Consider the following 13,508-nt stretch of genomic DNA (forward strand, 5'->3'; position numbering starts at 1 on the left):
CCGCCCTGGCGGCCTGGCAGGTGCCGCCGTCTTGCGCGCGCGGGCGCTCCAGTGCGAAGCGCCCATCAAAAAGGGTCTGCTGCGCAGCCCAGCGGGAGCAAGCTCCCTCGCCACAAAAGCTCTCTTGCCACGAGTTCAGCGGTGGTCTTTCAAGAAGGCACCACCGCCGCCGGTGCACGCAGGGCCGCGCGGCCACGTTGACGGAAGCTGAACAGGTAGCAGAGCAGCCCGGCCAGGAACCCGACGCCGCTGACCAGTCGCGCCCAGAACAGCGGCTTCAAATGATCCATCGTCGCCATGAACGGCAAGGCACTGCCATCCTCCATCCAACGTTGCAACCAGACCTGGACGACACCGGCCGCGGTGAGGAACAAGGTGATCATCACCATCGACAGGGTCATCAACCAGAAGCCCCAGATTTCCAGGCGCTGGGAACGTTCGTCCGCCGCTTCGCCCAAGCCGCGCAAGCGTGGCATGGCGTAGCTGATCAGCGTCATCACGATCATCGCGTAGGCACCGTAGAAGGCCAGGTGGCCGTGGGCCGCGGTCAGTTGCGAACCGTGGGTGTAGTAGTTGACCGGCGCCAGGGTGTGCAGGAAACCCCAGACCCCCGCGCCGAAGACCGCGGTGACCGTGGTGCCCTTGGCCCACAACGTCGCGGCGCGGTTCGGGAGATGCCGACGGCGGTTTTTCACCATGCGGAAGGCGAAGACCACCATCGCCAGGAACGGCAGCGGTTCCATCGCCGAGAAGATCGAACCGACCCACAGCCAGACCTCGGGCGCGCCGATCCAGAAGAAGTGGTGACCGGTGCCGATGATGCCGGTGATCAGTGCCATGGCGATGATCACGTAGAGCCATTTCTCCACCACTTCCCGGTCCACGCCGGTGATCTTGATCAGGACGAAGGCCAGCATCGAACCCATGATCAATTCCCAGACGCCTTCCACCCAAAGATGCACCACCCACCACCAGTAGAACTTGTCGCGGGCGAGGTTTTCCGGGTTGTAGAAGGAGAACAGGAAGAACACCGCCAGGCCGATCAGGCCGGTCATCATCACCATGCTGACGGTGGTCTTGCGACCTTTGAGCAAGGTCATGCCGATGTTGTAGAGGAACCCCAGGCACACCACGACGATGCCCATCTTGGTGATCGTCGGCTGCTCCAGGAACTCCCGCCCCATGGTCGGCAACAAGTCGTTGCCGGTGAACTTCGCCAGCGTCGCATAAGGTACCGAGAGGTAGCCCAGGATCGTCGCCACGCCTGCGGCGGCGAATACCCAGAACAGCAACAGTGCCAGTTTCGGGCTGTGCAGTTCGCGGTCGGCCTCCTCCGGTATCAGGTAATACGCCGCGCCCATGAAGCCGAACAGCAGCCAGACGATCAGCAGGTTGGTGTGGACCATGCGGGCCACGTTGAAAGGAATCAGCGGGAACAGGAAGTCGCCGACCACGTATTGCAAGCCCATGATCAAACCGAACAGCACCTGCCCGAGGAACAACATCAGGGCAAACACGAAGTAGGGTTTGGCGACGGCCTGCGAGGCGAATTTCAGATGCGGATTAGCCATGCTCATCTCTCAGCCCTCCTTGTTTGGCGGCCAGCCATTGGTGTTGATTTTCGAGCTCCACTTGAGGAACTCGGCGATGTCGTCGCCCTCTTGCTCGCTCAGGTTGAACTGCGGCATGGCCCGACGACCCGGAACGTTCAGCGGCTGCATTTTCATCCAGGCCTGCAGGAACGGCTTGAAAGCCTCGTCGCCACCGCGCCGGTAGACCACGTTGCCCAACTCCGGCGCGAAATACGCGCCCTCGCCCAGCAAGGTATGGCAGCCGATGCAGTTGTTGCGCTCCCAGACGCCCTTGCCGCGTATCACCGATTCCGTCAATTGCGCCTGGTTGCTGCGTTCGGGAAAGGTCTGTTCCGTGTGGTAGGTCAGGGCCAGGAATATCAGGAAGAAGAAGATGCTTCCCCCGAAGTAAATATTCCTGGCCATGCCTTTGGTGAAGGTATCTGACATGGTCACTTCCTCATTGCTTGGCGTGACCATTCTAGGAAGCCAGGGGTCCGGAACCGCTTGATGGCGATCAAGAATCTCCGATGGTTTTGGTGGGTTGTTCCAGCACCGCTCGAAAAGACGGGTGAGCTTTTGTGTTTTGCTGGGGTGTTCCAACACTGCCAGAAAGCCTGATGAGCTTTTGTGGCGAGGGAGCTTGCTCCCGCTGGGTTGCGCAGCGACCCTAAAACCTGCTGGCGCGGTGTGTCAGATGGATTGAGTTGTTGCTGTTGGGGCCGCTTCGCAGCCCAGCGGGAGCAAGCTCCCTCGCCACAGGGGGAAGGTCGGGCGTCAGAGCGCGAACGAGATCGCAATCGCCAGCACCACCGCCCAGCTCAACACCAACCGCCGCCACAACCGCGGCGCATGGCGCAGCTCCATGAAACCGTCGGCGATCAGCCAGGCCTTGGTCACCGCGACCGCCAGGATGGCGATGGACACCAGCCCGCTGGTGGCGACCTGGCCCAGGGCGACGGTGCCGCTGCTCAGCACAGTCAGCGCCATCCAGCAGGCGATCAAGACACGGGAAGCCGACATGAGCACCTCCGCTCAATCAAGGATGTAGACCACCGGGAACAGCAACACCCAGACCAGATCCACCATGTGCCAATACAGCACACCGGACTCCAGCCCACTGTTGCGCTGCGCCCCATAGCGACCTCGCCGACAACCCTCGGCCAGCCAGGCAAGGATCACCATGCCCAGCAGCACATGGAGGAAATGAAACGCGGTGAGGATCCAGTACAAGGTGAAGAACGTGTCGTGCTCCATCCCCAGCCCGTTCGCCAAGAGATGGGCATACTCCGTGAGTTTGATCGCCACATAACCGCAGGCGAGCAACAACGCCCCGCACAACAACAGCGCGGCTCGACGCGGCCGGTCCTGCCTGGCTTGCTCCTGGGCCAGGGCGGCGAACAGGCCGGCGGTGAGCAGGCTGAGGGTCATCGCCAGGCCCGTGGACCGGTCCAGCAACTGCCGGCCCTCGCTGAACATCTGCGGGTACAACGCCTGGGCGACGGTGAACGCCAGGATCAACAGCGCGAACACCGACAACTCGGCGAGGATGAAAAACCACATCGCCAAGTCCCCGGGCAATCGCCGGGACACGCCAGCGGCTTCAGCCGAAGTGGACATCGACCACATCCATCAACGCGGCAACGGTCTGCGGGTCATCACTCAACGGCTCGGCCAGGCAGGCCAAGCAGGCTTGGCGCGGGTCCATGCCGGAGCCGATCATGCGCGCGGCGAAAATCAGCAAGCGCGTCGACGCCACTTCTTCCAGATCATGCTGGTCGAGCCGGCGCAGGGCCTGCCCGAGCCGCACCACTTGGGCGGCCAGTGCCAGGTCCACACCCGCCTCGCGGGCGACGATGCGTTCTTCATCGACCACTGCCGGATAACCAAAGCGCATCGCCACGAAACGCTGGCGCGTACTGGGTTTCATGCCCTTGAGCAGGTTCTGGTAACCGGGGTTGTACGACACCACCAGCATGAACGACGGCGGCGCCTGCAGCACTTCGCCGGTGCGCTCCAGGTACAACTGCCGCCGATCATCGGCCAGGGGGTGCAGCACCACCGCCGTGTCCTGGCGCGCCTCGACCACCTCATCCAGATAACAGATGCCGCCCTCGCGCACGGCCCGGGTCAAGGGCCCGTCCTGCCACCAGGTGCCCTGGGCGCCGATCAGGTGACGGCCCACCAGGTCGGCCGCGCTCAAGTCATCGTGGCAGGCGACGGTGTACAGCGGCAGTTTCAGGCGGTGGGCCATGTGCTGGACGAAACGGGTCTTGCCACAGCCGGTGGGGCCTTTGATCAGCACCGGCATGCCGTGATGCCAGGCTTGTTCGAACATCGCCTGTTCGTTGTCCTGGGGTTGATAAAAGGGTTCGTCGGGGTGCTGCAAAGTGTGGATAGCGTTCATGGCGAGGGCCTGATCAGACAACACGATTGCCGGCCACGCTACGGTGCCCTGCGACAACCTGGCAAGGGCGGCGGCCGGCAAACTTGATCGCCGTCAAGCGGCTCACCACCGCCCTGGGCATAGCCTTGCATCGCACCAAGAACCTGCGCGCCAAACGTCATTTACAGCGCAGCGCGGGTCATGCCTGAGGAGAAATGGAATGCTGATCAGCCACAAAAAAACGTGGGCCCTGAGGGTGACGGCGCTGTGTACAGCGCTGGTTGCTCCCTACGCCTTCGCCGACCAACCCACCACGCCGGAGTCACCCCGGGTGGTCAAGACCGAAGGCGCGCCGGACCTGAGCCAGGCCGACTTCGACTCGGCCAAGGAAATCTATTTCCAGCGCTGCGCCGGCTGCCACGGGGTCCTGCGCAAAGGCGCCACCGGCAAGCCACTGACACCCGACATCACCCAGTCCCGCGGCCAGGCTTACCTGGAAGCGCTGATCACCTATGGCTCGCCCGCCGGCATGCCGAACTGGGGCACCTCCAACGCCCTGACCAAAGACCAGATCACGGTGATGGCCAAGTTCATCCAGCACACCCCACCGACGCCGCCGGAATGGGGCATGGCCGAAACCCTCAAGACCTGGAAGGTCCTGGTCAAACCCGAGGACCGCCCGACCAAGCAGCTCAACAACCTCAACCTGCAGAACCTGTTCTCGGTGACCCTGCGCGACGACGGCAAGATTGCCTTGATCGACGGCGACAGCAAGAAAATCGTCAAGCTGATCGACACCGGTTACGCGGTGCACATCTCGCGCATCTCGGCGTCGGGGCGCTACCTGCTGGTAATCGGCCGGGACGCCAAGATCGACATGATCGACCTGTGGCCGAAAGAGCCGACCAAGGTCGCGGAAATCAAGGTCGGTATCGAAGCCCGTTCGGTAGAAACCTCCAAATTCAAGGGCTACGAGGACAAGTACACCGTCGCCGGTTCGTACTGGCCGCCGCAGTTCACCATCATGGACGGCGAGACCCTGGAGCCCAAGCAGATCGTCTCGACCCGGGGCATGACCGTCGACACCCAGCAATACCATCCCGAGCCGCGCGTCGCGGCGATCATCGCCTCCCACGAGTGGCCGGAGTTCATCGTCAACGTCAAGGAAACCGGCAAGGTGATGCTGGTCAACTACCAGGACATCAAGAACCTCACCATCCCCAGCATCGATGCCGCACCGTTCCTTCATGACGGCGGTTGGGACAGCAGCCATCGCTACTTCATGACGGCCGCCAACAACTCCAACAAGGTCGCGGTGATCGACTCCAAGGACCGCAAGCTCACCGCCCTGGTGGATGTCGGCAAGACCCCGCACCCAGGCCGCGGCGCCAACTTCAACCATCCGCTTTCCGGACCGGTGTGGGCCACCAGCCACTTGGGCGATGCCGGGGCTTCGCTGATCGGCACCGACCCGGTCAAGCATCCGCAATACGCCTGGAAACAAGTCGCTTCGCTCCAAGGCCAAGGCGGCGGTTCGCTGTTCATCAAGACCCACCCCGCGTCGCGCCACCTGTATGTCGACACCACCCTCAGCCCCGACGCCAAGCTCAGCCAGTCGGTGGCGGTGTTCAACATCGACAAGCTCGACGCCGGCTACACCGTGCTGCCGATTGCCGAATACGCCGGCATCAAGAAAGGCGCATTGCGCGTGGTGCAACCGGAATACAACAAGGCCGGCGACGAGGTCTGGTTTTCGGTCTGGAGCGGCCAGGAAGACGAGTCGGCACTGGTGGTGATCGACGACAAGACCCTCAAGGTCAAGAACGTGATCAAGGACAAGCGCCTGATCACCCCCACCGGGAAATTCAACGTCTACAACACCCAACACGACATCTATTGAGCCCCATCAATAAGAGGAAAAATCATGAAGCCTATTCTGATCGCACTGGCCTTGACCGCCGCCTACAGCCTGCCGGCGTTGGCGCAAGACGGCCCGACACTGTTCAAGAGCAAGCCCTGCGCGGCCTGTCACGCCATCGACACCAAAGTGGTGGGCCCGGCGCTCAAGGAAGTCGCGGCGAAAAACGCCGGTGTCGCAGGGGCCGAGGCGGTACTGGCCAAACACATCAAGGAAGGCACGCAAGGCAACTGGGGACCGATGCCGATGCCGGCCAACCCGGTGACTGAGGAAGAAGCCAAGATCCTCGCGGCGTGGGTCTTGACCCTTAAATAACTGGGCAGGATCTGCCTGATACCTGTGGCGAGGGAGCTTGCTCCCGCTGGGCTGCGAAGCGGCCCCAAATAGCACCCTGACGACTCGGTGTGTCAGGCAAACCCAAGGGGCTGCTGCGCAGCCCAGCGGGAGCAAGCTCCCTCGCCACAAAAGCGGTGCAATTTTTTCAGGAGGACGTCATGGAACGACACCGCATCACCACCCCGATAACCGCCCTCCTCTTCGTTTTCTCCGCCTGCGTGCTGGCCGCTCCCGACAGCCAGCGCCAGGCCCAACTGCAACACCTGCTGGACCAGGATTGCGGCGCCTGTCACGGCCTGTACCTGACCGGTGGCCTCGGCCCGCCCCTGACCCACGAAGCCCTGGCCGGGAAATCCCGCGACAGCCTCATCGCCACCGTCACCCTCGGCCGGCCCGGCAGCGCCATGCCCGGTTGGGCCGCGCTGCTCGAACCCGACGACATCCGCTGGCTGGTGGACCGGCTCCTTCAAGGAAAACCCGCCCCATGATCCGTTCTCTCCTGTCCTCCACGGCCATCGCCCTGCTGCTCTGCGGTTGCGCCCAGACACCGTTGCGCGGCACCGGCGATTTGGGCGTGGTGGTGGAACGCGCCAGCGGCAGCCTGCAAATCATCGAAAGTGACACCCGCACCGCCCTGGGCCGTGTCGACGGCCTGGGCGACCTGTCCCACGCCTCGGTGGTGTTCTCCCGCGACCAGCGCTACGCCTATGTGTTCGGTCGCGACGGTGGCCTGAGCAAAGTCGACCTGCTGGGCGCACAAATCGAGCGCCGGATCATCCAGGGCGGCAACAGCATCGGCGGTGCGATCAGCCAGGACGGCAAGCTGATCGCCGTCTCCAACTACGAGCCCGGCGGCGTCAAGGTATTCGATGCCCGGACCCTGGAACAGGTCGCCGACATCCCGGCCACGCCGTTGCCCGGCGGCCAGAAACGTTCACGCGTGGTCGGCTTGGTGGATGCACCGGGACAACGCTTCGTGTTCAGCCTGTTCGACACCGGCGAGATCTGGACCGCCGACTTCAGCCAGGGCCGTACCCCGCGCATCGAGCGTTTCACCGCCATCGGCCAGCAACCCTACGACGCCCTGCTCACCCCCGACGGGCGTTATTACATGGCCGGGCTGTTCGGCGAGGACGGCATGGCCCAGCTCGACCTCTGGCACCCGGAGCGCGGCGTGAAACGGCTGCTCGGGCACTACGGACGCGGCCAGGACAAGTTGCCGGTGTACAAGATGCCGCACCTGGAAGGCTGGGCCATCGCCGACCAACAAGCCTTCGTACCCGCCGTCGGGCATCACCAGGTGTTGGTGATGAATGCCCAGGGCTGGCAGCAGACCGACGCCATCGCCGTAGCCGGCCAACCGGTGTTCGTCACGGCGCGACCGGATGGCCGGCAACTGTGGGTCAACTTCGCTTATCCGGACAACGACCGCGTCCAGGTCATCGACACCCAGACCCACGCCATCGTCGCCGACCTACGGCCAGGCCCGGCGGTGCTGCACATGGAATTCACCGCACGGGGTGACCAGTTGTGGCTGTCCGCCCGGGACGGTGGCGAGGTCCAGGGCTGGAACCCGTATCGGCTCGAACGCCTGGGCAGCCTACCGGCCCTGAGCCCGAGCGGGATTTTCTTCAGCAGTCGTGCGCACAAGCCGGGGTATTGACCATGACACCCAGCTCACTGGCCCGGCGCCTGATCGATCGATTCCAGCATGGCCTGCCATTGTGCGCCGAACCCTATCGGGCCATGGCCGAGACCTTGGGCTGCAGCGCAGCCCAGGTCATCGATTGCCTTCAACACCTGCACGTGGCCGGGACCTTATCGCGGGTCGGCCCGGTGTTCGAACACACCCGCGCCGGGGCCAGCACCCTCGCCGCCCTGGCCGTGCCCGAAGACCGCCTGCACCAAGTGGCGGCACGCGTCAGTCAATACCCGGAAGTCAATCACAACTATGCCCGGGAACATCGCTACAACCTCTGGTTCGTGCTGACCGGCCCCAACCGGGCGCACCTGGACAACATCCTCCAGGAACTGGAACACGACACCGGTCTCACGCCCCTGGACCTGCCCATGCTCACCGCCTACCGCATCGACCTGGGCTTTGCCCTGGAGGCCACCCCATGAACATCACCCTGAGCGAACAACAGTCACTGGCCTTGCGCCGTCTGCTGGAAACCGGCCTGCCCCTGACATCCCGTCCCTTCCAGGCCTTGGCCGAACAGATCGAGGCCAGCGAGCCACAGGTGCTCGAACAGGTGCAGCGCTGGCATGAACAGGGCCTGTTCCGTCGTGTCGGCTTGGTGGTCAACCATCGCGCCTTGGGGTTTGCCGCTAACGCCATGCTGGTGCTGGATGTGCCGGACGCCCTGGTCGATGAAGTCGGCCGGCGCCTCGGCCAGGCCCCGGGCATCAGCCTTTGCTACCAGCGTCCACGGCGCCTGCCCCAGTGGCAATACAACCTGTTCTGCATGATCCACGGGCGCCAGCGTGACCGCGTCGAGGCCCAGGTCCAGGCGCTGCTGGAAGAACACCTGCTGGACGACCTGCCCCACCAGCTACTGTTCAGCACGCACCTGTTCAAGCAATGCGGCGGACGTTTCGCCGCACCGGTCGGAGCCCGCAGCGATGGATGACCTCGACCGGCGCCTGATCAATCGCCTGCAATTGGGCCTGCCACTGGTCCGTCATCCTTGGCAGGCCCTGGCCGAGGAACTGGACAGCAATGCGACCGAATTGCTCGACCGCCTGCACGAACTGCTCAACGACGGCGTACTGACCCGCTTCGGCCCAATGTTCGATATCGATCGCCTGGGCGGTGCGTTCACCCTGGCGGCACTGGCGGTGCCCGAATCGCGCTTCGAAACCATCGCCGAGCTGCTCGCGGACATGCCCGAAGTCGCCCACAACTACCGCCGCGAACACACCTGGAACATGTGGTTCGTGCTCGCCTGCCCCAGCGAACAGGCGATCAACGACACCCTGCTGCGTATCGAGCACCTGACCGGCCTGGTGCCGCTGAACCTGCCCAAAGAGGAGACCTACCATGTCGGCCTGTACTTCCCCGTCTGAGTCGTTGTGGCAAGCGCCGCCACGGCTGGATGAAACGCCCTTGGCCCTGCGCCTGGTGGAACTGACCCAGGCCGGCCTGCCCTTGCTCGAAGACCCCTGGGCCTGGCTGGCCGAACAACTGGGCTTGAGCGTGGAATCCACCCTCGACCTGCTCAAGCGCCTGCAGGCCGAAGGCGCGATCCGGCGCATCGCCGCCGTGCCCAATCACTATCGCCTGGGTTATCGCCACAACGGCATGACGGTGTGGGACGTGGCCGATGCCGATATCGCACGCCTCGGCGCCCTGCTGGGAGCACAGCCCTTTGTCAGCCACTGCTATCGGCGCCCGCGCCGACCCGGTTGGCGCTACAACCTGTTCGCCATGGTCCACGGCCGCAGCCGCGACGAAATCGACCGCTACCGCGAACACCTGCGCTATTTGCTGGGGGACGCCTGCGCCGCCGACGACATGCTGGTGAGCAGCCGTATCCTGAAAAAAACCGGCCTGCGGCTGTCGCCTGTGGGAGCAAAGCTTGCTCGCGAAACAGGGGCGTCGGTTTCTGAAGAGCGGCATCAGCTTCATCGCGGGCAAGCCTTGCTCCCACGGAGCGACTTATGTTGAGGATCAGCCACTACCTGCGAGCCCTGGCCGGGCACTGCCCCGCCCCACGTGTCGCGCCACCGGGCAGCCAGCGCCCGCCGGTGGTGATCTGGAACTTGCTCAGACGTTGCAACCTGACCTGCAAGCACTGTTACGCAACATCCGCCGACAGCGTGTTTCGCGATGAACTGGACACAGCGGCGGCACTCCGGGTCATCGACGACCTGCATGATGCCGGCGTGCGCGTGCTGATCCTGTCCGGCGGCGAACCCTTGCTGCGCGACGATCTGTTCCAGCTCAGTGCCTATGCTCGCGACAAAGGCTTTTTCCTGGCCCTGTCCACCAACGGCACATTGATCGACGCCGCCAACATCGAACTGATTGCCGCGGCGAATTTCGACTACGTCGGCATCAGCATCGATGGCCTGGAAGCGACCCACGATGAATTCCGCCAGCTCAAGGGTAGCTTCGCCAGCTCCATGGCGGCCATCCGGCTCTGCCGCGAGCAAGGGATCCGGGTCGGGTTGCGCACCACCCTCACCCAGCAAAACCATGCCCAGCTGCCACGCTTGCTGGACTTGATGGATGAATACGACGTACAGAAATTCTACCTGTCGCACCTCAACTACAGCGGCCGCGGCAAGCGCAGTCGCAAGCTCGATGCCCAGCAGCAGATGAGCCGCGAGGCCATGGACTTGATCTTCGACAGGGCCTGGCGCGACATCGAACAGGGACGCGACAGTGACTTCGTCAGCGGCAACAACGATGCCGATGCGATCCTCTTGCTGCACTGGGTATCCCGGCACTTGCCCCAGCACTACACCGCACTGGAGCAGATGCTGCGGGCCTGGGGCGGCAATGCCTCGGGCAGCGGCATTGCCAACATCGACAATACCGGCGAAGTCCACCCCGATACCTACTGGTGGCAGCACTCGGTGGGCAACGTGCGCCAGACACCGTTCAAGATCCTCTGGCTCGATCGCCCCAATGCCCTGCTGCTGAAGCTGCGCGAACACCCCCGGGCCGTGGGCGGCCGCTGCGGGCAATGCCGATGGCTGGACATCTGCAACGGCAATACCCGTACCCGCGCCTGGGCCGACGGCGACCTGTGGGGCCAGGACCCCGGCTGCCACCTCAGCGATGACGAAATTGGCTTGCACCCGATCCCCAGCGTTGCGCTGCCCTGCGCCTGATGAACCGACGGCGAACCTGATACCGAACCAAGGAAGTCCCATGCCTGCCTCCATCGTTTTGCCCGCTGCCCTGCAATCGCCCTTCAGACCGGGCGAGGTCGCCCTGGTCGGCGCCGGCCCCGGTGACCCGGGCCTGCTGACCTTGCGCGCATGGAGCCTGTTGCTGCAGGCCGACGCGGTGGTCTACGACCGCTTGATCAGCGCGCAATTGCTCACCCTGATTCCACTCACCTGCGCCCGGCATTACGTCGGCAAGGCCGCCGGCTGCCACAGCCTGCCCCAGCCACAGATCAACGAACTGCTGGCCGACCTGGCCGACCAGGGACAACGGGTGGTGCGGCTCAAGGGCGGCGATCCGTTCATCTTCGGTCGCGGCGCCGAGGAACTGGAGTATCTGCTGGCGCGGGGTATCGATTGCCAAATCGTGCCCGGTATCACCGCCGCGGCCGGTTGCAGCACTTACGCCGGCATTCCCTTGACCCATCGCGACCTGGTCAATTCCTGCCGTTTCATCACCGGTCATTTGCAACGCGAAGGCGACTTGAACTTGCCTTGGCAGAGCCTGGCGGATGACAGCCAGACCCTGGTGTGCTACATGGGCTTGTCGCACCTCGGCACCATTGCCACGCAGTTGAGCGCGGCGGGCCTGGCGGCTGATACGCCGGCGGCGTTGATCAGCAACGGCACGCGCCCCGACCAGCAGGTCCTGCGCGGTACTCTCCAGCAATTGCCGCAGATGGCGCTGGCATGCGCCGAAGGCCTGCCAACCTTGACGGTGATCGGCAAGGTGGTTGGCTTGTTTGCCCATCAGGTATTGGAGCATCCGGCCCGCCTGCACCCGGCCCTACCGCTCCAGCCAGGTATCGCGAGGGTGGCCTCATGAGAATCGGCTGGCTTGCCCCATTGCTGTGGATCGGCGCCGTCCACGGCGCCACGGCGCTTGAACCGGACCTGGCGTTGGCCGAACAGAACTACCAGCAACACTGCCAGCAATGCCATGGGGTGAATCGCATCGGCGGCGCCGGGCCGGCGCTGTTGCCCCAGAGCCTGAGTCGGATCAAGCCCGACGAAATCCGCCAGGTGATCGAAAATGGCCGCCCGGCCAGCCAGATGGCGGCGTTCGGTGCGGTGCTCGAGCCTGCGCAGATCGATGGCTTGACCCACTATCTCCAGCGTTCACCCGCCGTCGAACCGACCTGGAGCGAGGACGACACGCGCCGCAGCCATCGCCTGCTGGCGGATGTCGCCAGCCTGCCCGATAAACCCCAGCACCACGCCGACCCGCTGAACCTGTTCGTGGTGGTGGAGGCTGGTGATCATCACGTCGATATCGTCGACGGCGATCGCTTCGAAGTCCTGGCGCGCTTCGCCTCACATTTCGCGGTGCATGGCGGGCCGAAGTTTTCGCCGGATGGACGCTTCGTCTATTTCGCCTCCCGGGACGGCTGGATCAGCCTGTATGACCTGCACAACCTCACGCTCATCGCCGAGGTGCGGGCCGGGCTCAATACCCGCAACCTGGCGGTGAGCAAGGACGGGCGCTGGGTGCTGGTGGGCAACACCCTGCCCGGCAACCTGGTGGTGCTGGATGCCCGCGACCTGTCACTGGTCAAGACCGTTGCAACGGTGGGGCTGGACGGCCAGGCTTCGCGGGTCAGTGCGGTGTATACCGCCCCGCCGCGCAACAGTTTCATCGTGGCCTTGAAAGACGTGAAAGAGGTCTGGGAACTGCCCACCGGACCGAACCCGGACTTCGTGCCCCGGCGGATCGAGGCCGAGGATTACCTCGATGATTTTTCCTTCTCGCCTGATTACCGGCAGTTGCTCGCCACCTCCCGCAAGGCCCAGGGCGGTCAGGTGATCGACCTCGACACCGGGCGGATCGTCACTGACATCGCGCTGCCGGGCATGCCACACCTGGGCTCGGGGACCTATTGGAAACGCGATGGACACTGGGTGTTCGCCACGCCCAACATCAGCAAGGGATTGATCTCGGTGATCGATTTCGACACCTGGAAAGTCATCAAGCAGATCCCCACGCTGGGGCCGGGTTTCTTCCTGCGCAGTCACGCCAACTCCCGCTACGCCTGGACCGATGTGTTCTTCGGCCCGGACAACGATGCCATCCACCTGATCGACAAACAGACCCTGGAAATCGCCCACACCCTGCGGCCCATGCCCGGCAAGACCGCCGCCCATGTCGAGTTCACCCGCGATGGCCGCTATCTGCTGTTGAGCATCTGGGATAGCGATGGCGCGCTGATCGTCTACGACAGCGACACCCTTGAGGAAATCAAGCGACTGCCCATGAACAAGCCTTCGGGCAAGTACAACGTCGGCAACAAGATCGAGTTTGCCGAGGGGACGTCGCATTGAAAAAAAGGGGCTGATGCGCAGCCCCCAATATCAACCGCTCTGAGACACCTGGGTGTCAGGTCTCAGGACTGCTTCGCAG

At 63.9% G+C, this 13,508-nt stretch carries 16 protein-coding genes; 11 read left to right on the forward strand and 5 right to left on the reverse strand.

The annotated features are described in order from the left end of the window. Positions 1–149: 149 nt before the first annotated feature. The 5 genes from HGO40_RS11880 to HGO40_RS11900 form a co-directional block, all read right to left on the reverse strand. Entirely contained in the window at positions 150–1,577 is a 1,428-nt protein-coding gene (locus HGO40_RS11880; RefSeq protein ID WP_250963156.1) for a cbb3-type cytochrome c oxidase subunit I, read from the reverse strand. 3 nt (positions 1,578–1,580) lie between these two features. Next, a complete protein-coding gene (locus HGO40_RS11885) occupies positions 1,581–2,021 on the reverse strand; it encodes a c-type cytochrome (RefSeq protein WP_250963157.1) in 441 nt (146 codons plus the stop codon). Between the two features lie 327 nt (positions 2,022–2,348). Beyond that, entirely contained in the window at positions 2,349–2,594 is a 246-nt protein-coding gene (locus tag HGO40_RS11890) for a cytochrome C oxidase subunit IV family protein (RefSeq protein ID WP_250963158.1), read from the reverse strand. A 12-nt stretch (positions 2,595–2,606) separates the two neighbouring features. Beyond that, complete coding sequence (locus tag HGO40_RS11895; RefSeq protein ID WP_250963159.1) at positions 2,607–3,191, reverse strand: cytochrome c oxidase subunit 3 family protein; 585 nt, start codon at positions 3,189–3,191, stop codon at positions 2,607–2,609. Continuing rightward, entirely contained in the window at positions 3,175–3,909 is a 735-nt protein-coding gene (locus tag HGO40_RS11900; protein WP_411387502.1) for a CbbQ/NirQ/NorQ/GpvN family protein, read from the reverse strand. The genes HGO40_RS11895 and HGO40_RS11900 overlap by 17 nt, the downstream gene beginning before the upstream one ends. Before the next feature lie 268 nt (positions 3,910–4,177). Between HGO40_RS11900 and nirS the strand changes: the two genes are divergently transcribed. From nirS to HGO40_RS11955, 11 genes are all read left to right on the forward strand, one after another. Further along, a complete protein-coding gene (nirS, locus tag HGO40_RS11905; RefSeq protein WP_250963161.1) occupies positions 4,178–5,857 on the forward strand; it encodes a nitrite reductase in 1,680 nt (559 codons plus the stop codon). Between the two features lie 24 nt (positions 5,858–5,881). Further along, positions 5,882–6,190, forward strand: a complete 309-nt coding sequence (locus HGO40_RS11910; protein WP_250963162.1) for a c-type cytochrome — start codon at positions 5,882–5,884, stop codon at positions 6,188–6,190. A gap of 179 nt (positions 6,191–6,369) precedes the next feature. Then, positions 6,370–6,699, forward strand: a complete 330-nt coding sequence (locus HGO40_RS11915) for a c-type cytochrome (RefSeq protein ID WP_250963163.1) — start codon at positions 6,370–6,372, stop codon at positions 6,697–6,699. Beyond that, positions 6,696–7,874, forward strand: coding sequence for a cytochrome D1 domain-containing protein (locus tag HGO40_RS11920; protein ID WP_250963164.1), 1,179 nt, complete (start codon positions 6,696–6,698; stop codon positions 7,872–7,874). Before HGO40_RS11915 ends, HGO40_RS11920 begins: the two co-directional genes overlap by 4 nt. A gap of 2 nt (positions 7,875–7,876) precedes the next feature. Then, entirely contained in the window at positions 7,877–8,335 is a 459-nt protein-coding gene (locus HGO40_RS11925) for an Lrp/AsnC family transcriptional regulator (RefSeq protein ID WP_250963165.1), read from the forward strand. Beyond that, positions 8,332–8,844: a siroheme decarboxylase subunit beta gene (gene ahbB, locus HGO40_RS11930; protein WP_250963166.1), complete on the forward strand. Its 513-nt coding sequence runs from the start codon at positions 8,332–8,334 to the stop codon at positions 8,842–8,844. Before HGO40_RS11925 ends, ahbB (HGO40_RS11930) begins: the two co-directional genes overlap by 4 nt. Further along, positions 8,837–9,280 (forward strand): Lrp/AsnC family transcriptional regulator, encoded by a 444-nt coding sequence (locus HGO40_RS11935; RefSeq protein WP_250963167.1) that lies wholly within the window; start codon positions 8,837–8,839, stop codon positions 9,278–9,280. The genes ahbB (HGO40_RS11930) and HGO40_RS11935 overlap by 8 nt, the downstream gene beginning before the upstream one ends. Next, the gene (ahbB, locus tag HGO40_RS11940; protein ID WP_250963168.1) at positions 9,255–9,881 is read left to right on the forward strand and encodes a siroheme decarboxylase subunit beta; all 627 of its coding nucleotides are present in this window, start codon (positions 9,255–9,257) and stop codon (positions 9,879–9,881) included. The genes HGO40_RS11935 and ahbB (HGO40_RS11940) overlap by 26 nt, the downstream gene beginning before the upstream one ends. After that, on the forward strand, positions 9,875–11,053 hold the full coding sequence (gene nirJ, locus HGO40_RS11945; protein WP_250963169.1) for a heme d1 biosynthesis radical SAM protein NirJ: 1,179 nt from the start codon (positions 9,875–9,877) through the stop codon (positions 11,051–11,053). Before ahbB (HGO40_RS11940) ends, nirJ begins: the two co-directional genes overlap by 7 nt. A gap of 40 nt (positions 11,054–11,093) precedes the next feature. Then, positions 11,094–11,936: a uroporphyrinogen-III C-methyltransferase gene (gene cobA / locus HGO40_RS11950; RefSeq protein WP_250963170.1), complete on the forward strand. Its 843-nt coding sequence runs from the start codon at positions 11,094–11,096 to the stop codon at positions 11,934–11,936. Continuing rightward, entirely contained in the window at positions 11,933–13,429 is a 1,497-nt protein-coding gene (locus HGO40_RS11955) for a nitrite reductase (protein WP_250963171.1), read from the forward strand. The genes cobA and HGO40_RS11955 overlap by 4 nt, the downstream gene beginning before the upstream one ends. The last annotated feature ends 79 nt before the right edge of the window (positions 13,430–13,508 follow it).

Origin of the sequence: Pseudomonas sp. CG7, from assembly GCF_023701885.1 — a bacterium.
In the GTDB taxonomy this organism is placed as follows: Bacteria; Pseudomonadota; Gammaproteobacteria; order Pseudomonadales; family Pseudomonadaceae; genus Aquipseudomonas; species Aquipseudomonas zanjanensis.